We start from the raw sequence: 22,233 nt of genomic DNA, 5'->3' as shown, positions 1-22,233 counted from the left end.
GCCGGACGTCTTCATTCCGGGGGCCCGACGTCCTTATATCGGGCATACGAGGTTCTGTCGGGCTTCTCAGCGACGACTCAGGTGGCTCTCATGATCGCGGGACACTCTTTATTCCATGACCGAGAACTTCCGCCGCAGTGGCGAGTACGAGCACCCCCAGGGTGACGGGCACCAGCCCGGGTCCCCCTGGCAGCAGCACACCTCCTCCGTGAACCCCGAGTGGCCGCCCCCGCCGGCGCACGCGCCGGGCGGGCCGGCAGCCGCGCCGGGGCACGGCGGAGACGGCGACGACGGCGGAACCGCTGTTCTCGGCACCGTCCCCGCACCGCACGTCCCCGCATCGCACGCCCCGAAGAAGCGGACCGGCGGACCGCTCGCGCTGCTCGCCGCCGTGGCGATCGCCGCCGCGGCCATAGGCGGCGGCACGGCGTACGGCATCCAGGAACTGACCGGCAAGAGCACGGTCTCCTCCAGCTCGACCAGCACCACCGTCGTGCCGTCGAGCAAGAGGGGCACGGTCGCGGGAGTCGCCGCCGCGGTCAGCCCGAGCATCGTGGAGATCAACGCCGCCTCTGCCTCCGGCGAGTCGACCGGCTCCGGCGTGATCCTCACCGGCGACGGCGAGATCATCACCAACAACCACGTCATCGCCGGCGCGTCCTCGATCAAGGTGAACACGGACAGCGGCAAGTCCTACACCGCCCAGGTCGTCGGCACCGACAGCAAGAAGGACCTCGCGCTCATCAAGCTGAAGGGCGCCTCCGGGCTGAAGGCCGCCACGCTCGGCAACTCCGACGGCATCCAGATCGGCGACCAGGTCGTGGCGATCGGCTCCCCCGAGGGGCTGGCCGGCACCGTCACCAGCGGCATCGTCTCGTCCCTCAACCGCGACGTCACCGTCTCCACCAACGAGAACCAGGGTCCGGGCAACGGCAACGGCAACGGCTACGGCAACGGCAACGGCAACGGCAACGGCAACGGCAACGGCAACGGCAACGGCAACGGCAACGGCCAGTGGCCGTTCGAGTTCGGCGGCCGCCAGTTCAACGGCGACACCGGGTCCTCCACCACCACGTACAAGGCGATCCAGACGGACGCGTCCCTCAACCCGGGCAACTCCGGCGGCGCCCTCATCGACATGAACGGCAACATCATCGGCATCAACTCGGCCATGTACTCCGCCAGTTCGGACTCGACCTCGTCGAGCGCCGGCAGCGTGGGCCTCGGCTTCGCCATCCCGATCAACACCGTCAAGTCCGACCTGGCGACGCTCCACTCCGGTTCCCGGAGCTGAGCGAGCGCCCGGTAGGGCAGGCTGGTAAGGAGCACGACATGATCAAGCAGGTTCTGCACCACACGACCGCCCCCGTCGCCCCCGCCCGGGTCTGCCTGGCCCTGGCCGTCGCGCACGAGCTCCACACCCCGGCGGCCCCCGCGCCGGAGGCGTACGAACTCCGCGCCGTCGTGGCCACGGCACCCGCCTCGAAGGCGTACGAGCTGCGCGCACCGGCCACACGGGCCCCGGAGGTGGTGGCGGTCCCCCAGCTGATGGGTCTGCGGCGCACCAACGTCGCGCGCCCGCACCGCCGCAAGGTGCCGCTGAACCGTCTCACCACGGCGATGTGCTGATCCGCCCGCACCACGGCCCCGACCCCGCGCCCTCTGCCGTCAACCCGCTCCTGTGGCCCCTGACCAGCCCGCTCCTCGGAGCAGCCCGTCTCCACGCCCCGGCGCCGACCCCCACCCGCCCCGCCCACCCGCACGCCCCCGGCGCCGGCACTCGCCCCCGTACGGCATGCGCCCCCGGCGCCGGCATCCGACCGGTCGTTTCCGCCCCCGCCGCGGGAAACGTGCGAGGCTGAAGACGTTCAGCCATCGCACCCCCGCACCCCGTCCCGTCGCACCCCGAGGAACCCCCTGTCCATGAGCCCCGCCGAAGGCGACCGTGAACCCCAGCGCATTCTGATCGTCGACGACGAGCCGGCGGTCCGCGAAGCACTCCAGCGCAGCCTCGCCTTCGAGGGCTACGACACCGAGGTCGCCGTGGACGGCGCGGACGCGCTGGAGAAGGCGCCCGCGTACCAGCCCGACCTGGTCGTCCTCGACATCCAGATGCCGCGGATGGACGGCCTCACCGCCGCCCGCCGGATGCGCGGCGCGGGCACCACCACCCCCATCCTCATGCTCACGGCCCGCGACACGGTCGGCGACCGCGTCACCGGTCTCGACGCCGGGGCCGACGACTACCTGGTCAAGCCGTTCGAACTGGACGAGCTGTTCGCCCGTATCCGGGCCCTGCTCCGCCGCAGCTCCTACGCGGCCACGGCGCTCGGCGCCCCGGAGGACGAGGCGCTGACCTTCGCCGACCTCCGTATGGACCTGGCGACGCGCGAGGTGACCCGGGGCGGACGGCCGGTGGAACTGACCCGTACCGAATTCACGCTCCTGGAGATGTTCATGGCACATCCGCGCCAGGTGCTGACCCGCGAGCAGATCCTCAAGGCGGTCTGGGGCTTCGACTTCGAGCCGTCGTCGAACTCCCTCGACGTGTATGTGATGTACCTGCGCCGCAAGACGGAGGCGGGCGGCGAACCCCGCCTGGTGCACACGGTGCGCGGTGTGGGCTACGTCCTGCGGCAGGGCGGCGCCGAGTGATCAAGCGTTTCCGCTCGCTGCCCCTGCGCTCGCGACTCGCCCTGCTGGTGGCGGCGGCGGTGGCGTTCGGGGTGGCGGCGGTGTCGGTGAGCTGCTGGTTCATCGTGCAGGGCAAGCTGTACGAGCAAGTGGACAGCGACCTGAGGAGTTCCAGCGCGCCGGTGCGGCCGGGCGGCCTGGCGAGGGTCCTGGCCGACTGCACGACCACGCCCTCCCCGCAGGAGGACCGCGGCCCCGACGTGACCACCTACTACACGCAGGTGGTCAGTGCCGACGGCCAGATCTGCGTGTACGCGAACTCGGCCGGCATGGTCAAACTCACCCGCAGCGACACCGAGATCGCCCGGAACCCGACCCACGGCATCCTCCACAACAGCGTCGACAGCAAGGGCGAGCCGGTGCGGGTGCTGACGACCCCGCTGCTCAGCGAGAGCACCGGGGGCCCCCAGCTGTACCCGGGCTACGTCCTGATCCTGGCGTACCCCCTGAAGGACACCTTCAAGACGCTCAGCGACCTCGCCGTGATCCTCCTCATCGTGTCCGGTCTCGGTGTCGTGGGCGCCGGTGCCGTCGGCCTGGCCGTGGCCCGCGCCGGCCTGCGCCCCGTCGACAAGCTGACGGAGGCGGTGGAACACATCGCCCGCACCGAGGACCTGACCACCCACATCCCGGTGGACCCGGACAGCGAGGACGAGATCGCCCGTCTGTCCCGCTCCTTCAACTCGATGACCTCGGCCCTCGCCAGCTCCCGCGAACTGCAGCAGCAGCTGATCGCGGACGCGGGCCACGAGCTGCGCACACCGCTCACCTCCCTGCGCACGAACATCGAACTCCTCACCCGCAGCGAGGAGACGGGCCGCCCGCTCCCCGCGGAGGACCGCAAGGCACTCCTCGACTCGGTGAAGGCGCAGATGACGGAACTGGCCTCGCTGATCGGTGATCTCCAGGAGCTGTCCCGCCCCGAGAAGGGCCTGCACGCCGGCAAGGCGCAGGTGGTGGAGTTGCAGGACACCGTCGAGGCCGCCCTGGCCCGCGCCCGGCTGCGCGGCCCCGAGCTGACCATCACCGCGGCCCTCGAACCCTGGTACGTACGGGCGGAGCCGACCGCGCTGGAGCGGGCGGTCGTGAACATCCTCGACAACGCGGTGAAGTTCAGCCCCGAGGGCGGCACGATCGACGTCGCCCTGACGGGCGGCGTGCTGACGGTCCGCGACCACGGCCCCGGCATCGCGGCCGAGGAACTCCCGCACGTCTTCGACCGCTTCTGGCGCTCCCCCTCGGCCCGCGCACTGCCCGGCTCGGGCCTGGGCCTGTCCATCGTGGCCCGCACGGTCCAGCAGGCGGGCGGCGAGGTGGCCCTGCGGGCGGCGGAGGGCGGCGGCACGGTGGCGACGCTCCGGCTGCCGGGCGCCCCGACACCGCCGCCGAGCCTGGACGAGTAACCGGCGGGACCTGCCCACAGCCGTCCGTTCCCTCCCGTCCTCCCGGCCCGCCCCTTACCCTCGTATCCATGACCAGCGACGACACCGCCCGCCCGGCACTGACCCGCTCCATCGAGACCGTCACCGCGCTCTCGGCCGCACAGGCCGAGGCCGTGCTAGAGCTGCTCGCCGAAGCCGCCCGGGTCGACGGGCAACAGGCGGTGTCCGAGCAGGGGCGGCTGCAACTGCGCGGCGGGGCACGTGAGGGCGTCTCCCATCTGCTGCTGGATGCCGGCGAGACGCTCGTCGGGTACGCCCAGCTGGAGGACACCGACCCGGTGGAGGCCCCGGCCGCCGAACTGGTCGTGCACCCCTCGTACCGCGGCCACGGGCACGGCCGGGCGCTGGGCGCCGCCCTCCTGGCCGCCTCCGGCAAGCGGCTGCGGGTGTGGGCGCACGGCGGTCACCCGGCCGCCCGGCACCTCGCCCAGGTCCTCGGCCTCACCCTCTTCCGCGAACTGCGCCAGCTACGCCGACCGTTGGACCAGCTCGAACTGCCTGAGCCGAAGCTGCCCGACGGTGTCACCGTCCGCACCTTCGTGCCCGGCCAGGACGACGCGGCCTGGCTCGCCGTCAACGCGGAGGCCTTCGCTCACCACCCCGAGCAGGGCTCCCTGACCCAGCGCGACCTCGACGACCGCAAGGCCGAGCCGTGGTTCGACCCGCAGGGCTTCTTCCTCGCGGAGCGAGAGGGCACGCACGCCCCCGAACTCATCGGCTTCCACTGGACCAAGGTCCACGCGGAGGAGCAGCTCGGCGAGGTGTACGTCCTCGGTGTCCTGCCCAGCGCCCAGGGCGGCGGCCTCGGTCGTTCCCTCACCACGATCGGCCTGCGGTACCTCACCGCCCAGGGCCTGCCGACCGCCATGCTCTACGTGGACGCGGACAACACGGCCGCGCTCGCGGTGTACGAACGGCTGGGCTTCAGCACCTACGAAACGGACCTGATGTACCGGACGGAGACCTGAGGGACCGAAGGGACCTGAGGGACCGAAGGGACCTGAGGGAGAGGGACCAGAGGGAGAGGGACCAGAGGGAGAGGGACCAGAGGGAGAGGGACCAGAGGGAGAGGCCGGTGAGCCTGTGACCTTGCCCGGGTGGGAGGAGTCCCCCGGCGGCCAGCGGCCAGCGGCCAGCGGCCAGCGGCCAGCGGCCGATGGTCCCACCGGCGGGGCCCTCCCCTCGGTGTGGCAGACCGGCTCAGTGCTGGGGCCGGAGTACCGGCAACCGGCATCTGCGCAGTGGCTCCGGCAGCAGCGTCGCGCCCGTCACCAGGGTGAGCGTCAGCAGGGCCGCCCACCGCTGATGGGCCGCCGCCCAGCCGGGGGTGTCCGCCGCGACGAACAGGGCCCAGCGCTCGGGGAGCAGCAGCGCGAGCGCCATACCGGCCGACAGCGTCACCGCCACGGCCACACCGGGCCGCGGCTCGTCGGTGAACCGCATGGCGGCCACGGCGCCGGTGAGAGCCAGCGCCGCGAGCGCCGCCGCCTCGACGATGACATCGCCGACCGGAGGGCGTATCCGCCCCGGTATGAGCAGCACGGCCGCCGTCCAGCACAGCGCGGCGAGCGGGACGACGAGCGCCATCCTCACTGCGGTGCGCACCACCCGCCGGGTCGGCACGGCCGCGGTGACCTGCCGTGCGGGATCGTCGAGCAGGAACGCAAGGCCCAGCGCGAAGGCGACCGCGGCCGATCGCAGCAGGACAAGGGCGAGCGCGGCGTCGGACCCGCCGTGCACCAGCCGTGCGAGCGCGGCCGGGGCCAGGCCCGCCCCGGCGGCGGCTCCCAGCGACCGCCGGGGCAGGCTGCGCCACACCGGGGGGAGAAGGGCCAGAACACCCGGGCACCTGTCCGCTATCCCTCGCACGACGACGTCTCCTTGCCGGCCCCGTCTCCGACTCCTCCGGCCGCCGCGGGCACGCCCAGGAGTTCCGCTGTTCGGGCTTCCGACGTCTTCGGGGACGTCAGCTCCGCCCAGTGGGCCTTCACTCTGGCGGCGACGTCGTAACGGGGCTTCTTGAGCAGTTCCCGGACGATCCGGGTCTGTGCGACGTTCATGGAGACCGGGTCCGTGGGGGACAGCACGACACCCGAGTCCATGGCGCCGTCGTCCAGACGGACATCGCGGAACGCTGCCGCCGGATCGTCCTGCGCGGCCAAAGCCAGCCAGACGATGGTGACCACGCGGGCGTCGCACATCCCGGACACCGCCTGCTCGTCCCCGGCGACAAGAACCGACGCGACACCGACGGCGAACTCGGGGACGCGGTTGCCGCCCCACCGCGTGCCGGCGGTCACCTCACCCGGCGTGTGCAGGGGCTCCAGGGCGGCGTCACTGGCCAGGTCGTAGATGACCGGTATCCGCTGACGGATCGTCATCCGCGCCCCGCCGGCCTCACCGCCCGCGAACCCCTGGACACGGTCGACGACCCGCGCCCAGTATCTGCACGAGAAGTTCGCGCGCCTCGAAGCGGGCGAGCGCGAGGACGGCGGCGGCCGAGTGGCGGCCGGTCCGCACGGGCGCGGCGACCACGGGGGCCTTGTCGATGACCGTGCTCATACGGACGCCACCTCCGCGGGCTCACCGTCGAGGGCCAGCAAGTAGCCGTCCTCCAGAGTCGGTTCGAGAAGATCGGCGCCCTTGGGCGGGTCGCCGACATTGCGGAACGTGCCCGCACCCGTGCGCCAGCCGGCGCGGGCACCCGGGTCGCGTTCCGCACTGCTCCACACCCGGCCCGCCGCCCGTGCGGTCAGCTCGGCCGGAGTGCCCTCGAAGCGGATCCGGCCGCGGGCCAGCACGACGACGCGGTGGCAGAGCATCGCCACGTCCTCGGTCTGGTGGGTGGACAGCAGCACCGTCCGGCCCTCGCCCGCCTGGGCGATCACCTCCCGGAAGCGCATGCGCTGTTCGGGATCGAGGCCGACGGTCGGTTCGTCGAGGAGCAGCAGGCCCGGGTCGCCGACGAGCGCCGCGGCCAGGCCGACGCGCTGGCGCATACCGCCGGAGAGCCGCCTGATACGCCTGCCGCGCACCTCCGAGAGATCGACGGTCTCCAGCACGCGCCGCACCTCGCGATGGCGCCCGGCCCGGTCCGTCATCTCCTTGAGGATCGCCACGTAGTCGACGAACGCGAAGGCCGTGAAGTCCGGGTGGAAACCCGGGCTCTGCGGGAGATAGCCGAGCCGACGCCGCACCTCCTGGCGGCCGGCGGCCGTGCCCGGATCGTGCCCGAGGACGGTGAACGCGCCGCGGTCGGCGGGCACGGCGGTGGCGAGCACCCGCAGCAGGGTCGTCTTGCCCGCGCCGTTGGGACCGAGCAGGCCCGTGACGCCCTCATGGAGGCGGAGGGAGACATCGTCCAGGGCGGCCGTGCCGCCGTAGCGCACGGTCAGGCCGACGGCGGAGACGGTGGGGACGATGGTCATGAGGCGCTCCTGCGGGCGAAGTCGGAGAACGGGGAGTGGGCCGGCGAGGCGTCGAAGCGGTCGCGCAGACGGTGCAGCGCGACAGCCGAGACGACCGCGAGCGCCGCCGCCACGCCCTGGCCCGGGGCCGTGAACGGCGTGGGCGTCCCGTGGACGGCCGTGTCGGCCACCACCAGCAGGACGATCCAGGCGCCGCCGACCAGGGCCGGGGCGAGGACCGGGCCCAGCCGGGCGGCCAGGGCGACCCCCGTCGCGGTCAGGGCGAGGCCGGGGAGCAGCCAGGACAGCGCACGCAGTCCGTACCCCGGGAGGGCGAGCGTCGCCAGGCCGTTCAGTCCGAGGCTCGTCACCAGCACCGCGACCGTGCGGATCATCAGGAGGCGGAAGCCGTGCAGCGGGGCGACGACCGCCATCTCGTAGGTCGGGTCCAGGGCCGGACCGTACGACAGGGCGACGCCCGCGAGGGGCAGCAGCGGGGCCAGGGCGAGGAACAGCGTCGGCGAGTCCACCGCGTACACCGCCGCCACGGTCGTGGCCAGCACCAGCAGGACCGCGCCCAGCCAGGACGCGCGCAGCACGGGTGTCGCGGCGAGGAGCCGGGCGATGTGGTCGGCCGTCCCGAACCGGATCAGCAGCGCCTCGAAAAGACCCGGCCGGGGTGCGTCCAGCTCGGCGTCGAGCCGCTCCCAGCCGAGGTCCAGGGCGAGCGGATCGGCGGCCTCGGCGAGTGCCTGGCGGCAGGGCGCGCAGGCGGCCAGATGCGTGTCCACGGACCACAGCCGGGGTGCCTCCAGCTCACCGCGCGCATAGGCGCGGAGGTCCTCGGCGTCCGCGTGCCATGCGGCGCCGTCGCGCTTCGCGTCTCTCATGCCAGCTCCTCCCGCAACCGCTTGCGCGCCCGTAGCGCCCGTGTCTTGACCGTGCCCGGGGGAATGCCGAGCAGGACGGCCGCCTCCCTGGTCGTGAGTCCGTCGATCACCGTCACCTGGAGGACGGCCCTCAGCTCGGGCGAGAGCCGTATCAGCGCTCCCGCCAGGTCGCCGTGCTCCACTCCGGCCAGGACTCGCTCCTCCGCGGAGGCCTCGTGCCGGTGCCGCAGCCGTGCCAGCGTCTGGCGCAGCCGGCCCCGCGCGCCGTCGCCGCGCAGCGCGTCCACCAGCCGTCGGGCGCCGATGCGCCAGAGCCAGCCGGCCACGTCGCCCTCCTCGCGATAGTGCGCGGTGCCGTGCCAGACCGCCAGGAACGTCTCCTGCACGACGTCGTCCACGACGCCGGAGTCGGCGCACCGGCCGCGCAGCCGTGCCGTGAGCCACGGCGCATACCGCCGGTACAGCTCCTCGAAGGCGCGACGGTCCCCGTCTGCCGCGGCACGCAGCAGATCCCCGTCACTTCTCGTTTCCCTCACGCCCCTTCATCGGACGAGCCCCCGCGAACGGTTCACTCCCCGGACAGAGAATCCGGAAGAGAGTCTTTCAACGAGCCGGACGGGCCGCCGACACCGAGCGGACACCCCCTCAGCAGGACCCGGACGGGACCAGGAACAGGACCCGGCGCACACCCCCGGACCGGCCGCCGCACGCCGCACCGCACCCACCCGCCGCTCTCCCGCCCCCCGTCCCAGGCATCCCAGGCGTCCCGGGCATCCCAGGCGTCCCGAGCGTCCCGGGCCGGGACACCGCATACGCGTCGTCCAGCCCCCTCGTGCGCCGCCGCGCCCCCCGTAGACGCCCGCGAGCCTCTCCGCGCTATCCCGCACGTCATGTCGCCGTAACCATTGATTCAGACGGACTTGCGACGCTCGGTCAATGAACGCCGTCGCGCCCGAGCCCTCGCCGCCCCCACGCAACGGTGCCGGTGCGGAACGCGAGCGTCCGTCCTCAGCGCCGCCGCCCGTCGTCTCCGACGCGCCCGTCACCCGGTCGGCGCGGAAGAATGGGTTCATGAGCCAGCAGAACGCCCAGGCACCGGCCCACCCGTCCCCCGTCACCCCCCATGAGGGGGAACCCGCGGGTCGCGCGATCATGCAGAACCAGCAGCCCTCCGTGGGCTCCATCGCCGCGCACCGCCCGCACACCGTGGCCGCGGCGGTCTCCGAACTCGAACCCGACATCGACGCCGACCTCGACGTGTACGAGGAGCGCGAGGGAGCACTGCTTCCGCAGGACCGCTTCCTCGACCGGGAACGCAGCTGGCTCCAGTTCAACGAGCGCGTGCTCGCGCTGGCCGAGGACCCGAACACGCCGCTCCTGGAGCGCGCGAAGTTCCTGGCGATCTTCGCCAGCAACCTGGACGAGTTCTTCATGGTCCGGGTGGCGGGCCTGAAGCGCCGTATCGCCACCGGTGTCGCCACCCGGTCGGCGTCCGGCCTCCAGCCCCGCGAGGTGCTGGAGATGATCTGGGCCCGCTCCCGCGAGCTCATGGCCCGGCACGCGGCCTGCTTCCACGAGGACGTCGCCCCCGCGCTCGCGGAGGAGAGCATCCACCTGGTCCGCTGGAACGAGCTGAACGACAAGGAACAGGCACGCCTCTTCACGCTCTTCCGGCACCAGATCTTCCCGGTGCTCACCCCGCTGGCCGTCGACCCCGCGCACCCGTTCCCGTACATCTCGGGACTCTCGCTCAACCTCGCGGTCGTCGTGCGCAACCCGGTCTCCGGCCACCGCCACTTCGCGCGGGTCAAGGTGCCGCCACTGCTCTCCCGCTTCCTGGAGGCCTCCCCGCAGCGGTACGTCCCCATCGAGGACATCATCGCCGCGCACCTGGAGGAGCTGTTCCCGGGCATGGAGGTGCTGGAGCACCACACCTTCCGGATCACCCGCAACGAGGACCTCGAGGTCGAGGAGGACGACGCCGAGAACCTGCTCCAGGCCCTGGAGAAGGAGCTCATGCGGCGCCGCTTCGGGCCCCCGGTGCGCCTGGAGGTCGAGGAGTCCATCGACCGGTACGTGCTGGACCTGCTCGTGCGCGAGCTGAAGATCTCCGAGGCCGAGGTGTACCCGCTGCCGGGTCCCCTGGACCTGACGGGTCTCTTCGGCATCGCCAACCTCGACCGGCCCGAGCTGAAGTACCCGAAGTTCGTCGCGGGCACCCACCGCGACCTCGCGGAGGTCGAGTCGGCGTCCGCGCCCGACATCTTCGCGGCGCTGCGGGAGCGGGACGTCCTGCTGCACCACCCGTACGACAGCTTCTCCACCTCGGTGCAGGCGTTCCTGGAGCAGGCGGCCGGCGACCCGGACGTGCTCGCCATCAAGCAGACGCTGTACCGGACCTCGGAGACCTCGCCGATCGTCGACGCGCTGATAGACGCGGCCGAGTCCGGCAAGCAGGTCCTCGTACTGGTCGAGATCAAGGCCCGCTTCGACGAGCAGGCCAACATCAAGTGGGCCCGCAAGCTGGAGGAGGCGGGCTGCCACGTCGTCCACGGGCTCGTCGGCCTGAAGACGCACTGCAAGCTGTCCCTGGTCGTGCGGCAGGAGGGCGAGACGCTCCGCCGCTACGGCCATGTCGGCACGGGCAACTACCACCCGAAGACCGCACGCCTGTACGAGGACCTCGGGCTGCTGACCGCCGATCCGCAGGTCGGCGCGGACCTGTCCGACCTGTTCAACAGGCTGTCGGGCTACTCGCGCCGGGAGACCTACCGCCGGCTGCTGGTCGCCCCCAGGTCCCTGCGCGACGGTCTGATCTCCCGGATCAACAAGGAGATCCAGCACCACCGGGCCGGCCGGCCCGCGTGCGTCCGCATCAAGGTCAACTCGATGGTGGACGAGGCGATCGTCGACGCCCTCTACCGCGCGTCGCAGGCGGGCGTTCCGGTCGATGTGTGGGTGCGCGGCATCTGCGCGCTGCGTCCCGGCATCGCCGGCCTGTCGGAGAACATACGGGTGCGGTCCATCCTCGGCCGCTTCCTCGAACACTCGCGTGTCTTCGTGTTCGGAAACGGGGGCGAGCCCGAGGTGTGGATCGGCAGCGCCGACATGATGCACCGCAACCTCGACCGCCGCATCGAAGCACTCGTCAGGGTCACCGACCCGGCGCACCGGGCGGCCCTCAACCGGCTCATCGAGACCGGTATGTCCGACACCACGGCCTCCTGGCACCTGGGCCCGGACGGCGAGTGGAACCGGCACGCGACCGACGCGGACGGCCAGCCCCTGCGGAACGTCCAGGAGATGCTCATAGACGCCCGGAGGCGCCGGCGTGGCACAGCAACACCTTGATCCCCCCACCGACCCCACGGCCGAGCCCACCGGGGACGCCCTCGCGGGCTACCTGCGGGCCCAGGCCATGGAGTTCCTCCGCTCACTGCGGCAGCACCGGGAAGCCGGTACCGGGGGGACCTCCTCCGCTCACGGGGGTCCCCCCGCCCGAGCGAAGCCGAGGGTGGGGGAAGAGACGCGCGCGGGGGACAACGGCACGGACGACTCCGGCGACGCGGCGCTCGCCCTGCGCCGCTCGGCACGCCGCATCAGCGGCACGCTCCACACGTTCCGTCCCCTCCTGGACGCCGACTGGTCGGAGGCGATGCGCCCCGAACTCGCCTGGCTCTCGGGCACTCTGGCCCGCGAGCACGCCTACGCGGCCCGGCTCGAACGACTGCTGCTCGCCCTGCACCGGCTGTCGGGCTCCTCGGTGTTCCCCGCGCAGCCGGGGAGCGCGGCGGAGTCCGGAACCGGCCCGCGCAGCCAGCCCGGCGTCCCGGAACGGGGCAATCTGACCATCGGCGCGGCGAAGGCGGGCGCCCTGCTGGAGCGCCAGCTGACCCTGGCCCGGACGCGCGCCCACTCCGCGGCCCTGCAGGCCCTCGGCTCCAGCCGGTTCCACGCGGTGGCGGACAGCGTCGCCGTCCTCGCCAGCGAGGTCCCGCTCACACCCGCCGCGGCCACCGCCGACCTGCGCCCGCCGGCCGCCGCCGCTCAGGAGCGGCTGTGCGACGCGGTGACCGCACTGCCGCTGGTCACCGCGGGCCACCCGTACAACGCGGAGGCCCTGATCCACGGCCTCTCCCCCGACCCGGCCCCGCACCCGCAGGACGGCCCCTGGCACCAGGTCCGGCTGCTGCTGCGCCTGCACCGGTACGCCCGGGAGGTGCTCTACGGAGAGGACGCAGCCGTCGACGTGCGACTGCTGGCGGCGGGCCAGGCCCTGAACCGGCACCGGGACGCCTCGGAGGCCGCCGCGGCCGCCGCGGCGGCGGCGCGCACCCCGCGCATCGCCCCGGCGACGGCGTACGCGCTGGGCGTACTGCACGCCGACCAGCGTCACGAGGTGGAGGCGGCCCGCTTCGCGTTCCAACAGTCATGGCAGAAGCAGGCGGTGGGTACTCCGTAGGCGCCCCGGCACCGGGCCCGGTCCTCGCGGGGCGGGCCCGGCCTCCGGCGCCGGGCACGCGACGGTCCGCGAGGCCCCGCGTCCCGGGCACGGCGCGACCAAGCGCCCGTACGACGGCACGGCGCGACAGGTACGCGCGCGAGGCACGACAGCACGACAAGCACGCGCACGAGACACGACGGCACGACGGCACGACAGCACGACGGCACGACGGGCACTCGTACGACGGGCGCGCCGCGACAGGCGCGCCGCAGCCACGAGAGAGGAGCCGGAGCACCCGATGACCGACGACGACACCATTCGCGCGGCGGGCTGTGTCCTGTGGCGTCACTCCCCGGTGAACGGCGAACTGGAGATCTGCCTGGTCCACCGGCCCAGGTACGACGACTGGTCCCATCCGAAGGGCAAGCTCAAGCGCGAGGAGGACCCGCTCGCGGGTGCTCTGCGCGAGGTGGAGGAGGAGACGGGGTACACCGCCGTCCCCGGCCCGCCCCTGCCCCTCGCCCGCTACGAGGTGAACGGCCGCCCCAAGCAGGTCCACTACTGGGCGGCCGAGGCGACGGGGGGCTCCTTCGCCCCGAACCGCGAGGTCGACCGCATCCTGTGGCTCCCGCCCGCCGCGGCCCGGACCCATCTGACCCAGCCGCGCGACCGGGAACTGGTCGATGCTTTCCTGAACGCACTTAATCTGGCATAAGCATCCATACATCCTGAAGCAGGCGAAAGGGAGTTATGGACCCCCTGCGTCCGCGCGGGGCGGGGGAACCGCGCCACTGGCCGAAACCCGCAGGCCAGTCAGCCTGAAACCCGGCTCGGCAGCCGGAATGCCCCCGTGTCCGAGACGTAAGCGTTCCGTGACCTAACCACACCGACCGCAGGGGTTCACCCTCCGTTCACTCTCGGCCATCGGCAGCTTCACCTGTTCTGCCTAATTTCAGCCTTACACGGTGCGAAGCGCGCATGGAGCGTGCTGTCGCACCACACCGACACACCAGCCCTGTTGGGCTACCACACTTCGCACGCCGTCGGCGGTCGGCGGCTCCTGGAAGGAACTCCCGAAAGTGATGCTTCAGCGCAAGAACCGGCTTCGCGCCCTCTCTCTCGGTGCTGTCGCCGTCTCCGGCGCCCTGGCCCTGACGGCGTGCGGCTCCAACGACACGGGCAAGAGCAACAGTGGCAGCGGCAGCTCGGCCTCGGCGTCCAGCTCCTCCTCCGTCAAGTGTGACAACGCCAAGGGCCAGCTCCAGGCTTCCGGCTCCTCCGCGCAGAAGAACGCCATCGACGCGTGGGTCAAGCAGTACACCCAGGCCTGCCCCGGCGTGCAGATCAACTACAACCCGACCGGTTCGGGCGCCGGTGTCACCGCGTTCCTCGGTGGCCAGACCGCGTTCGCCGGCTCGGACTCCGCGCTGAAGCCCGACGAGGTCGCCCAGTCCAGCAAGGTCTGCACCGGTGGCGGCAAGGCCATCGACCTGCCGATGGTCGGCGGCCCGATCGCGATCGGCTTCAACGTGCCGGGCGTGGACAGCCTGGTCCTCGACCCCGCCACGATCGCCAAGATCTTCGACGGCAAGATCACCAAGTGGAACGACACGGCGATCGCGAAGCTGAACCCGGGCGCCAAGCTGCCTGACCTCAAGATCCAGGCGTTCCACCGCTCCGACGAGTCCGGCACCACGGACAACTTCACCAAGTACCTGATCGCCACCGCCAAGAGCGACTGGCCGTACTCGGGCGGCAAGGCCTGGCAGGCCAAGGGCGGCCAGTCCGCGCAGGGCTCCGCCGGCCTGGCCCAGCAGGTCAAGCAGACCTCGGGTGCCATCTCGTACTTCGAGCTCTCCTACGCCGCCGACGGCATCAAGACGGTCGACCTCAAGACCGGCGCCTCCACCCCGGCCAAGGCCACCGTCGAGAACGCCACCAAGGCGATCGCGAGCGCCCAGGTCGCCGGCACCGGCAAGGACCTGGCCCTCAAGCTGAACTACCAGCCCACCGAGGACGGTGCCTACCCGCTGACCCTCGTCACGTACGAGATCGTCTGCGACAAGGGCAACAAGGCCGACACCCTGCCGACCGTGAAGTCCTTCCTCACCTACATCGCGTCCGAGGACGGCCAGAACCAGCTGACCGAGGCCAAGTACGCGCCCATCCCCGCCGAGATCATCTCCAAGGTTCGCGAGACCATCTCGAGCCTGAGCTGACCCGATGTGCGGCCCGCTCCCTGAAAGGGGGGCGGGCCGCACCGTCCGGTGCACCGCCGCCTGGAGCCGCCACCCGTCCCGGCTCCGCAGACCGGAGATCCTGATGGACATCACGACACAGAACACAGAAGCGCCGCCACCCTCCCCCCAGCCTTCCGCGGCCGCGCACAAGCGCACGGGCCACGGCGCCACCCGCGCCGGGGACCGGGTCTTCCTGGGCCTGTCCCGCGGTTCTGGCATCTTCCTTCTGGTGATCATGGCCGCCATCGCGGTCTTCCTCACCTACCGTGCGGCCATCGCGATCAGCGACGACCACGGAAACTTCCTGACCACGTTCGAGTGGAACACCAACCTGAACCCGCCGGTCTTCGGCATCGCGGTCCTGGCCTTCGGCACGGTGGTCTCCTCGATCATCGCCATGGCCCTCGCGGTCCCGGTCGCGGTCGGTATCGCGCTGTTCCTCACGCACTACTCGCCGCGCAGGCTGGCCGGGCCCATCGCCTACGTCATCGACCTGCTCGCCGCCGTGCCCTCCATCGTCTACGGCCTGTGGGGCGCCCTCGTCCTCGTACCGCACATGGCCGGACTGTTCGGCTGGCTGGACGACTACCTCGGCTGGACCGGCATCTTCTCCTGGCAGGGCGGCGCCCCGCGCTCCCTGCTCACCGTCGGCGTCCTCCTCGCGATCATGATCCTGCCGATCATCACCAACGTGAGCCGTGAGGTCTTCCGACAGGTCCCGCAGATGCACGAGGAAGCGGCCCTCGCCCTCGGCGCCACGCGCTGGGAGGTCGTCCGGATGGCCGTGCTGCCGTTCGGCCGCTCCGGTGTGATCTCCGCGTCGATGCTCGGCCTCGGCCGTGCCCTCGGCGAGACGATGGCCGTCGCCACCGTCCTGTCCCCGACCTTCAGCATTCAGGCCAGCCTGCTGGACCCGGGCGGCGGCACCTTCGCCCAGAACATCGCCAGCAAGTTCGGCGAGGCCACCGACCAGGGCCGTGACGCCCTCATCGCCTCCGGTCTGGTCCTCTTCGTCATCACCCTGCTGGTCAACGGTGCGGCTCGCGTGATCATCGCCCGCCGCAAGGAATACTCGGGGGCCAACGGATGAGCACCGCAACCGTCACCGACAACCGTCGGAGCGCCCTGCACGGCGCCCGCCTGCCGAAGTGGTCGCCCTGGGCGATCGCCGCGGGTTCGGTCGCCGTGGGAGTGGGCATCAGCCTGGCCGCCGGCCTCGACAGCAACATCCAGTGGGCCCTGATGGCCGCGGTCCTGTTCGTCCTCGGCACGTACGTCATCGCGACGCGCGTCGAGGGCCGCCGCCAGGCCAGGGACCGGGTGGCGACCGCCCTCGTCTGGGTCTGCTTCCTCCTTGCGGTCATCCCGCTGGCCTCCCTCGTCTGGGAGACCCTCAAGCGCGGTGTGAAGGTCTTCGACGTCTACTTCCTCACCCACTCGATGGGCGTGGTCGCCGACACGGAGCCCGGCGGCGGTATCTACCACGCGATCATCGGCACGCTGGAGCAGGTCGGCCTCGCCTCGGTGATCGCCGTGCCGGTCGGTGTGCTCACCGCCGTCTACCTCGTCGAGTACGGGCGCGGCAAGCTCGCCCGCGCCGTCACCTTCTTCGTCGACGTCATGACGGGTATCCCGTCGATCGTCGCCGGTCTGTTCGTCCTCAGCTTCTGGATCCTCATCCTCGACATGGGCTACTCCGGCTTCGCCGGTTCGCTGGCCCTGGCGATTCTGATGATGCCCGTGGTGGTCCGCTCCACGGAGGAGATGCTCAAGCTCGTCCCGAACGAGCTGCGCGAGGCGTCCCTCGCGCTGGGTGTCCCGAAGTGGCGCACCATCCTCAAGGTGGTCCTGCCGACCTCGATCGGCGGTATCACGACAGGTGTGATGCTCTCGATCGCGCGTATCACCGGTGAGACCGCGCCCATGCTGCTGCTGGTGTGGGGTACGAACTTCATCAACAACAACCCGTTCCAGGACCCGCAGGCCTCGCTGCCGCTGTACATCTACCAGCAGTACGCGAACAGCGCCGGAGCCGGCGCTGCCTACGACCGGGCCTGGGCCGCGGCACTCGCCCTCATCGCCTTCGTGATGATCCTCAACCTGCTGGCCCGCGGCATCGCCCGCTGGAAGGCCCCGAAGACCGGTCGCTAAGGCGACGATTTCCGGCTCCGCCGGTCGGAGCCCTCAGCGACTGATACTGGAAGTGAAGTAGTCATGGCCAAGCGAATCGATGTAAGCGGTCTCTCCGCCTACTACGGCTCCCACAAGGCGATCGAGGACATCTCGATGGCCATCGAGCCGCAATCGGTGACGGCGTTCATCGGCCCCTCCGGCTGCGGCAAGTCCACGTTCCTGCGCACGCTCAACCGCATGCACGAGGTGACGCCGGGCGGACGCGTCGAGGGCAAGGTGCTGCTGGACAGCGAGGACCTCTACGGCACGGGGATCGACCCGGTCTCCGTCCGCCGCGAGGTGGGCATGGTCTTCCAGCGCCCGAACCCCTTCCCCACCATGTCGATCTTCGACAACGTGGCGGCGGGCCTGAAGCTGAACGGCAACTACAAGAAGTCCGAGCTGAGCGACATCGTGGAGAAGTCGCTCAAGGGCGCCAACCTCTGGAACGAGGTCAAGGACCGCCTGAACAAGCCGGGCTCCGGCCTGTCCGGTGGTCAGCAGCAGCGTCTGTGCATCGCCCGGGCCATCGCGGTGGAGCCGAGGGTGCTGCTCATGGACGAGCCCTGCTCGGCCCTGGACCCGATCTCCACCCTCGCGATCGAGGACCTGATCGGCGAGCTGAAGGAGCGCTACACGATCGTCATCGTGACGCACAACATGCAGCAGGCGGCGCGTGTCTCCGACCGCACGGCGTTCTTCAACCTGTCGGCCGTGGGCCAGCCGGGCCATCTGATCGAGATCGACGAGACGGAGCGGATCTTCTCCAACCCGTCGGTCCAGGCCACTGAGGACTACATCTCGGGTCGCTTCGGCTGATCCGGAACGGTCCCCAAGGACCCCTCGCGGTGCTGCATGGCGGTGCCACCGCGAGGTAGAAGAGGGCCCGCCCCTGGCTCCCGGGGGCGGGCCCACTCGCGTTATTCGGCGACTTCCGTGCGTTCCCACCACTGGTAGACGGTGACCTGCCCCTCCTGGCTGTTCTCGTGGCGCGGCGTCATCTTGTAGTGCTCGTATCCGCCGCGGTGCGGAATCTTCAGCTCTTTTCCGGGCGGAACGATCGGCACGAGCTTGCCCGCGAGATCGTCCGGCCCGCCTTCGAGGAGTGCCTTCGCAGTCATAGCTCCAGTCTTGTCATGCTTGCGGGCCCCGCATCTCGAAGCGGGGCCCGCAAGCATGAGGGGCGCACAACACGTCACCCCCTCGCCGGGAGGGCGAGGGGGTGAAGAAAGGTTTCTGCGGCGACCTTCCGGCCGGTGGCTACAGCAGCGCCAGGTTGATCACCCAGAAGGCGCAGGCCGCCACGGCCGCTGCCGCCGGCATCGTGATGAACCAGCCCAGGACGATGTTCTTGGCGATACCCCACCGCACGGCGTTCACCCGCTTCGTCGCGCCCACGCCCATGATCGCCGACGTGATGACGTGCGTCGTGGAGATCGGCGCCTTGAACAGGTACGCCGTCGCGAACATGATCGACGCGCCCGTGGTCTCCGCCGCGAACCCCTGCGGCGGGTCCAGTTCGATGATCTTGCGGCCGAGCGTGCGCATGATGCGCCAGCCGCCCGCGTACGTCCCCAGCGAGAGCATCACCGCGGACACGAGCTTCACCCACACCGGGATCGGGTCGCCGGACTTCTGGACATCGGCGATGACCAGCGCCATCGCCACGACACCCATGGTCTTCTGCGCGTCCTGGAGGCCGTGGCCGAGCGCCATGCCGGCGGCCGAGACGGTCTGGGCTATGCGGAATCCCCGCTTCGCCCGGTGCGGACTGGCCCGGCGGAAGATCCACATGATCGCGGTCATCACCAGGTAGCCGACGATCAGGCCCACCACCGGGGACAGGAACATGGGCGTGACGACCTTGTCCAGGACCCCGGACCAGTACACCGTCGTACCACCGGCCAGCGCCGCGCCCACCAGTCCGCCGAACAGGGCGTGCGACGAGGACGACGGCAGGCCGAAGTACCACGTGACCAGGTTCCAGACGATCGCGCCGAGCAGTGCCGCGAAGAGGATGCTCATCCCCTTGCCGCCGGAGGGTGTCTGGATCAGACCCTCACTGACGGTCTGCGCCACCCCGTTGCCGAGGAACGCGCCGGCGAGGTTCATCACCGCCGCCATCGCCAGCGCGGCGCGCGGCGTCAGCGCACGCGTCGACACCGAGGTGGCGATGGCGTTCGCCGAGTCGTGGAAGCCGTTGGTATAAGCGAAGAACAGCGCGATCAGGATGGTCAGGATCAGAGCAAAGGTGTCCATGGACGCCTCAGGACTCCTTGACCGCGATGGTCTCCACGGTATTGGCCACGTGCTCGAACGCGTCCGCCGCTTCCTCCAGCACGTCCACGATCTGCTTGAGCTTCAGGACCTCGATCGCGTCGTACTTGCCGTTGAACAGGTGGGCGAGCAGTTTGCGGTGGATCTGGTCCGCCTGGTTCTCCAGGCGGTTCACCTCGATCCAGTACTCGGTCAGGTTCTCCATCGTGCGCAGGTGGGGCATCGCCTCGGCCGTCAGGTCGGCCGCCCGCGCCAGAACCTCGATCTGCTGTTCGACACCCTTGGGAAGCTCCTCGATGTTGTAGAGGACGACCAGGTCGACGGCCTCCTCCATGAAGTCCATGATGTCGTCCAGGGAGGATGCGAGAGAGTAGATGTCCTCGCGGTCGAACGGCGTGATGAACGAGGAGTTCAGCTGGTGGAAGATCGCGTGCGTGGCGTCGTCACCGGCGTGTTCCGCTGCCCGCATACGCTCTGCGATCTCGGCCCGGGCGGAGCCGTCCGCCCCGAGCAGTTCCATCAGGAGTTTCGAGCCCGTGACGATGTTGTCCGCGGACGCGGCGAACATGTCATAGAAGCTCGTCTCCCTGGGGGTCAGACGAAAGCGCACGTGGGGTCCTCAGGATCCTTCGGTCTCGGTCAGGCTGATGCTAGGCGCATCATCCGGCCACGGCTAAGGGGCCGTCCTCCAGTGTCGCCCATCGGGCACCGTGGTCGGCACGGGGGCGGCCAGGGCTCCGGCCAAGGGCCCTATACCCAGCAAAGTTCGTTACCATATACCCGCCGGGGGTATATGTCCGGGCTGGGGAGTACAAGATCCGCCACAGCGGGTCGCCCGTCCGGTTCCGCCTCCCCGAGCGGCTGTCGACAGGAGGACGCGATGACGACCACCGAGGCCGGCGCGGCGGCGCCCCCCGAGGACGACGCGGTCGTGGTGACCGACCATGACCGCGGCATCCACGGCTACCACGATCAGAAGGACGAGCACCTCAAGCGGCTGCGCCGGATCGAGGGCCAGATCCGGGGTCTGCAGCGCATGGTCGAGGAGGACGTGTACTGCATCGACATACTCACCCAGGTCTCCGCCTCGACGAAGGCCCTGCAGTCCTTCGCGCTCCAGCTCCTGGAGGAGCATCTGCGCCATTGCGTCGCGGACGCCGCGCTCAAGGGCGGCACGGAGATCGACACGAAGATGGAGGAGGCCACGAAGGCGATCGGCCGGATGCTGCGCACCTGATGCCGCGGGCGGGCGCCACCGGGCGGCGGGACACGGCTCACCTGCCGGTCGCGTCCCGTTCCTCCGCCACCCTCAGCACCTCGTCGATGCTCTCAAGGCTGAGCCGGTCCTCGTGCGCGGCGGAGGCCGCGATGATCAGATCGCCGCACAGCTCGATCTCGGCGAGGGCCACGTGGTCCTGGACTGCCGTACCGCCGAGCCGAGCCACGTGCGTCACCTCTTTCTGCCGCCACCGACTTCCTAGGGTAGGGAGCGGTCTGCGGGCCGCGCATGGCACGGATGGACCATTTCCAGCCCTCAGCCGCACCGCTTTCGGCCTGCCGGCCCCCGGCGACACCCGCTCACCCTCACTGCTCCGCGATCTTCCCGGCGAAGATGTCGCCGGTCGCCGGCAGTCGTACGTCGACGGGGGCCCCGAAGCCGTACAGCAGCGTCGTCGACGCCACCGCGACCGTCGTCTTCTGCCGGCCATTGACGAAACTGAACCGGTGGCGCACCTTCCGCAGGCGCCCCCGGTCATCGAGATAGGCATCGAACGACACCTCGGCCGTGGCGAACCCCTTCGCCGCCGCCCAGAACGGCTCCTGGTCCGCGACCGGAGCGCGCTGTGCCGCGAGCCCGATGTCGGCCACCCCTCGGTAGTGCCGCACGGGGGCTCCCGCGACCTCGGTCCGCCCGACGTATCGGGCGCTGCGGGCCCCGCGCAGCAACGCGGCCGCCGCGTACGGGTCGGTGGCACCGCCGGTGACGAGGTTGCCGTCGGAGAGCGTGGCCGTGTCGACCCGCACCCATTTGTCGGCCGGCACCCCCGCGCCCCGGTTCTTCATGAACAGGGCGCCGGGGGTGAGCAGTTCGGTGATGGGACGGTGCTCCTCGGTGCCGGCGGGATCGCGCGGCAGCAGGACCGTGAGCCGGCCGAGCCGGGCGCGGTAGTCGTAGACGCCCTCGCCGTGGATGGTGACCCGGGTGCCGCCGGTGGCCATCTCCATCGACGTCCGGGTCCGTGAACTGCCCGCCCGCACCAGGGCCCCGGCCGCCCCATGCAGTTCCCGGACGGCCTCCGTGCCGGAGGGCACGTCGTCGGCGGCGGCCCCGCCGCCCGCGCATCCGGTGGCCGAGGTGCCGCAGACCAGCAGTCCCAGCGTCGCGACGACCGCCGCACCGACCCGACCGTGCTGCCGCACCACCATCGTCCGCCTACCCCCAGCCGGTACGTCCCGGTGTCCCTGCTGTCGTTCCGGTTAACGACCAGTAGGGAGACCCGTCACGCGCCCCGAAGGCTCACGCTCCATGGCCGGCACCGCACTTGCCTTCGGTAACCTTGCCGGAGTGGAACAAGGGGACACAGCCGTCGGCCCGGAAGAGCACCTCGCGACGACGGTCGAACAGGGCCGGTTCTGTGTGGCCCGGTGCACCTGCGGCTGGCGGGG

The 22,233-nt window shown here is 71.0% G+C and carries 24 protein-coding genes; 13 read left to right on the top strand and 11 right to left on the bottom strand.

Annotated elements, in window-relative coordinates; genetic code table 11:
- The first annotated feature begins 115 nt into the window (after positions 1-115).
- The 5 genes from ACWD5Q_RS26635 to mshD all read left to right on the top strand — a co-directional run bounded on the left by ACWD5Q_RS26635 (position 116) and on the right by mshD (position 5,104).
- Positions 116-1,294, top strand: coding sequence for a S1C family serine protease (locus ACWD5Q_RS26635; RefSeq protein WP_451429572.1), 1,179 nt, complete (start codon positions 116-118; stop codon positions 1,292-1,294).
- A 38-nt stretch (positions 1,295-1,332) separates the two neighbouring features.
- On the top strand, positions 1,333-1,629 hold the full coding sequence (locus ACWD5Q_RS26630; protein ID WP_451429571.1) for a hypothetical protein: 297 nt from the start codon (positions 1,333-1,335) through the stop codon (positions 1,627-1,629).
- 294 nt (positions 1,630-1,923) lie between these two features.
- On the top strand, positions 1,924-2,655 hold the full coding sequence (locus tag ACWD5Q_RS26625; protein ID WP_451429570.1) for a response regulator transcription factor: 732 nt from the start codon (positions 1,924-1,926) through the stop codon (positions 2,653-2,655).
- Entirely contained in the window at positions 2,652-4,097 is a 1,446-nt protein-coding gene (locus ACWD5Q_RS26620) for a sensor histidine kinase (RefSeq protein WP_451429569.1), read from the top strand. The genes ACWD5Q_RS26625 and ACWD5Q_RS26620 overlap by 4 nt, the downstream gene beginning before the upstream one ends.
- 68 nt (positions 4,098-4,165) lie before the next feature.
- Positions 4,166-5,104 (top strand): mycothiol synthase, encoded by a 939-nt coding sequence (gene mshD / locus ACWD5Q_RS26615; protein WP_451429568.1) that lies wholly within the window; start codon positions 4,166-4,168, stop codon positions 5,102-5,104.
- Between the two features lie 232 nt (positions 5,105-5,336).
- On the opposite strand, the gene ACWD5Q_RS26610 is transcribed toward mshD, so the two are convergent.
- Genes ACWD5Q_RS26610 through ACWD5Q_RS26585 form a run of 6 tightly spaced genes read right to left on the bottom strand, consistent with a single transcriptional unit; the run spans position 5,337 to position 8,969 of the window.
- Positions 5,337-6,005 carry an ABC transporter gene (locus tag ACWD5Q_RS26610; protein ID WP_451429567.1) on the bottom strand — a complete coding sequence of 223 codons (669 nt, stop codon included), beginning with the start codon at positions 6,003-6,005 and terminating at the stop codon, positions 5,337-5,339.
- A complete protein-coding gene (locus ACWD5Q_RS26605) occupies positions 5,993-6,517 on the bottom strand; it encodes a hypothetical protein (RefSeq protein WP_451429566.1) in 525 nt (174 codons plus the stop codon). Before ACWD5Q_RS26605 ends, ACWD5Q_RS26610 begins: the two co-directional genes overlap by 13 nt.
- 16 nt (positions 6,518-6,533) lie before the next feature.
- Positions 6,534-6,698, bottom strand: coding sequence for a hypothetical protein (locus ACWD5Q_RS26600; protein ID WP_451429565.1), 165 nt, complete (start codon positions 6,696-6,698; stop codon positions 6,534-6,536).
- A complete protein-coding gene (locus ACWD5Q_RS26595) occupies positions 6,695-7,558 on the bottom strand; it encodes an ABC transporter ATP-binding protein (RefSeq protein ID WP_451429590.1) in 864 nt (287 codons plus the stop codon). The genes ACWD5Q_RS26600 and ACWD5Q_RS26595 overlap by 4 nt, the downstream gene beginning before the upstream one ends.
- Before the next feature lie 2 nt (positions 7,559-7,560).
- Positions 7,561-8,433 (bottom strand): zf-HC2 domain-containing protein, encoded by an 873-nt coding sequence (locus tag ACWD5Q_RS26590; protein ID WP_451429564.1) that lies wholly within the window; start codon positions 8,431-8,433, stop codon positions 7,561-7,563.
- Complete coding sequence (locus ACWD5Q_RS26585) at positions 8,430-8,969, bottom strand: RNA polymerase sigma factor (protein WP_451429563.1); 540 nt, start codon at positions 8,967-8,969, stop codon at positions 8,430-8,432. Before ACWD5Q_RS26585 ends, ACWD5Q_RS26590 begins: the two co-directional genes overlap by 4 nt.
- 400 nt (positions 8,970-9,369) lie before the next feature.
- On the opposite strand from ACWD5Q_RS26585, the gene ACWD5Q_RS26580 reads away from it, so the two are divergent.
- The 7 genes from ACWD5Q_RS26580 to pstB all read left to right on the top strand — a co-directional run bounded on the left by ACWD5Q_RS26580 (position 9,370) and on the right by pstB (position 18,108).
- The gene (locus tag ACWD5Q_RS26580; protein ID WP_451429562.1) at positions 9,370-11,784 is read left to right on the top strand and encodes an RNA degradosome polyphosphate kinase; all 2,415 of its coding nucleotides are present in this window, start codon (positions 9,370-9,372) and stop codon (positions 11,782-11,784) included.
- On the top strand, positions 11,765-12,895 hold the full coding sequence (locus ACWD5Q_RS26575; protein ID WP_451429561.1) for a CHAD domain-containing protein: 1,131 nt from the start codon (positions 11,765-11,767) through the stop codon (positions 12,893-12,895). The genes ACWD5Q_RS26580 and ACWD5Q_RS26575 overlap by 20 nt, the downstream gene beginning before the upstream one ends.
- Positions 12,896-13,175: 280 nt before the next feature.
- Positions 13,176-13,592 carry an NUDIX hydrolase gene (locus ACWD5Q_RS26570; RefSeq protein ID WP_451429560.1) on the top strand — a complete coding sequence of 139 codons (417 nt, stop codon included), beginning with the start codon at positions 13,176-13,178 and terminating at the stop codon, positions 13,590-13,592.
- A gap of 364 nt (positions 13,593-13,956) precedes the next feature.
- Positions 13,957-15,096 (top strand): phosphate ABC transporter substrate-binding protein PstS, encoded by a 1,140-nt coding sequence (gene pstS, locus ACWD5Q_RS26565; RefSeq protein WP_451429559.1) that lies wholly within the window; start codon positions 13,957-13,959, stop codon positions 15,094-15,096.
- A 103-nt stretch (positions 15,097-15,199) separates the two neighbouring features.
- On the top strand, positions 15,200-16,207 hold the full coding sequence (pstC, locus tag ACWD5Q_RS26560) for a phosphate ABC transporter permease subunit PstC (protein WP_451429558.1): 1,008 nt from the start codon (positions 15,200-15,202) through the stop codon (positions 16,205-16,207).
- Positions 16,204-17,268, top strand: a complete 1,065-nt coding sequence (pstA, locus tag ACWD5Q_RS26555; RefSeq protein WP_451429557.1) for a phosphate ABC transporter permease PstA — start codon at positions 16,204-16,206, stop codon at positions 17,266-17,268. Before pstC ends, pstA begins: the two co-directional genes overlap by 4 nt.
- Before the next feature lie 63 nt (positions 17,269-17,331).
- Positions 17,332-18,108 carry a phosphate ABC transporter ATP-binding protein PstB gene (pstB, locus tag ACWD5Q_RS26550; RefSeq protein WP_451429556.1) on the top strand — a complete coding sequence of 259 codons (777 nt, stop codon included), beginning with the start codon at positions 17,332-17,334 and terminating at the stop codon, positions 18,106-18,108.
- Between the two features lie 101 nt (positions 18,109-18,209).
- Here pstB and ACWD5Q_RS26545 read toward each other — a convergent pair whose 3' ends face one another.
- The 3 genes from ACWD5Q_RS26545 to ACWD5Q_RS26535 all read right to left on the bottom strand — a co-directional run bounded on the left by ACWD5Q_RS26545 (position 18,210) and on the right by ACWD5Q_RS26535 (position 20,176).
- Positions 18,210-18,410, bottom strand: a complete 201-nt coding sequence (locus tag ACWD5Q_RS26545) for a DUF5988 family protein (RefSeq protein WP_234518154.1) — start codon at positions 18,408-18,410, stop codon at positions 18,210-18,212.
- A gap of 139 nt (positions 18,411-18,549) precedes the next feature.
- On the bottom strand, positions 18,550-19,548 hold the full coding sequence (locus ACWD5Q_RS26540) for an anion permease (RefSeq protein WP_451429555.1): 999 nt from the start codon (positions 19,546-19,548) through the stop codon (positions 18,550-18,552).
- A 7-nt stretch (positions 19,549-19,555) separates the two neighbouring features.
- Complete coding sequence (locus tag ACWD5Q_RS26535) at positions 19,556-20,176, bottom strand: DUF47 domain-containing protein (protein WP_451429554.1); 621 nt, start codon at positions 20,174-20,176, stop codon at positions 19,556-19,558.
- Between the two features lie 270 nt (positions 20,177-20,446).
- On the opposite strand from ACWD5Q_RS26535, the gene ACWD5Q_RS26530 reads away from it, so the two are divergent.
- Complete coding sequence (locus tag ACWD5Q_RS26530) at positions 20,447-20,803, top strand: metal-sensitive transcriptional regulator (RefSeq protein WP_451429553.1); 357 nt, start codon at positions 20,447-20,449, stop codon at positions 20,801-20,803.
- A gap of 37 nt (positions 20,804-20,840) precedes the next feature.
- On the opposite strand, the gene ACWD5Q_RS26525 is transcribed toward ACWD5Q_RS26530, so the two are convergent.
- Both ACWD5Q_RS26525 and ACWD5Q_RS26520 read right to left on the bottom strand, forming a co-directional pair.
- The gene (locus tag ACWD5Q_RS26525) at positions 20,841-21,020 is read right to left on the bottom strand and encodes a hypothetical protein (RefSeq protein ID WP_451429552.1); all 180 of its coding nucleotides are present in this window, start codon (positions 21,018-21,020) and stop codon (positions 20,841-20,843) included.
- A gap of 130 nt (positions 21,021-21,150) precedes the next feature.
- Positions 21,151-21,993 carry a hypothetical protein gene (locus tag ACWD5Q_RS26520; protein WP_451429551.1) on the bottom strand — a complete coding sequence of 281 codons (843 nt, stop codon included), beginning with the start codon at positions 21,991-21,993 and terminating at the stop codon, positions 21,151-21,153.
- Positions 21,994-22,233: the final 240 nt, after the last annotated feature.

This window comes from Streptomyces sp. NPDC002513, assembly GCF_053595355.1.
Note: the sequence above shows the minus strand (reverse complement) of the source record. Positions and strands in the feature narration are given on the sequence as shown.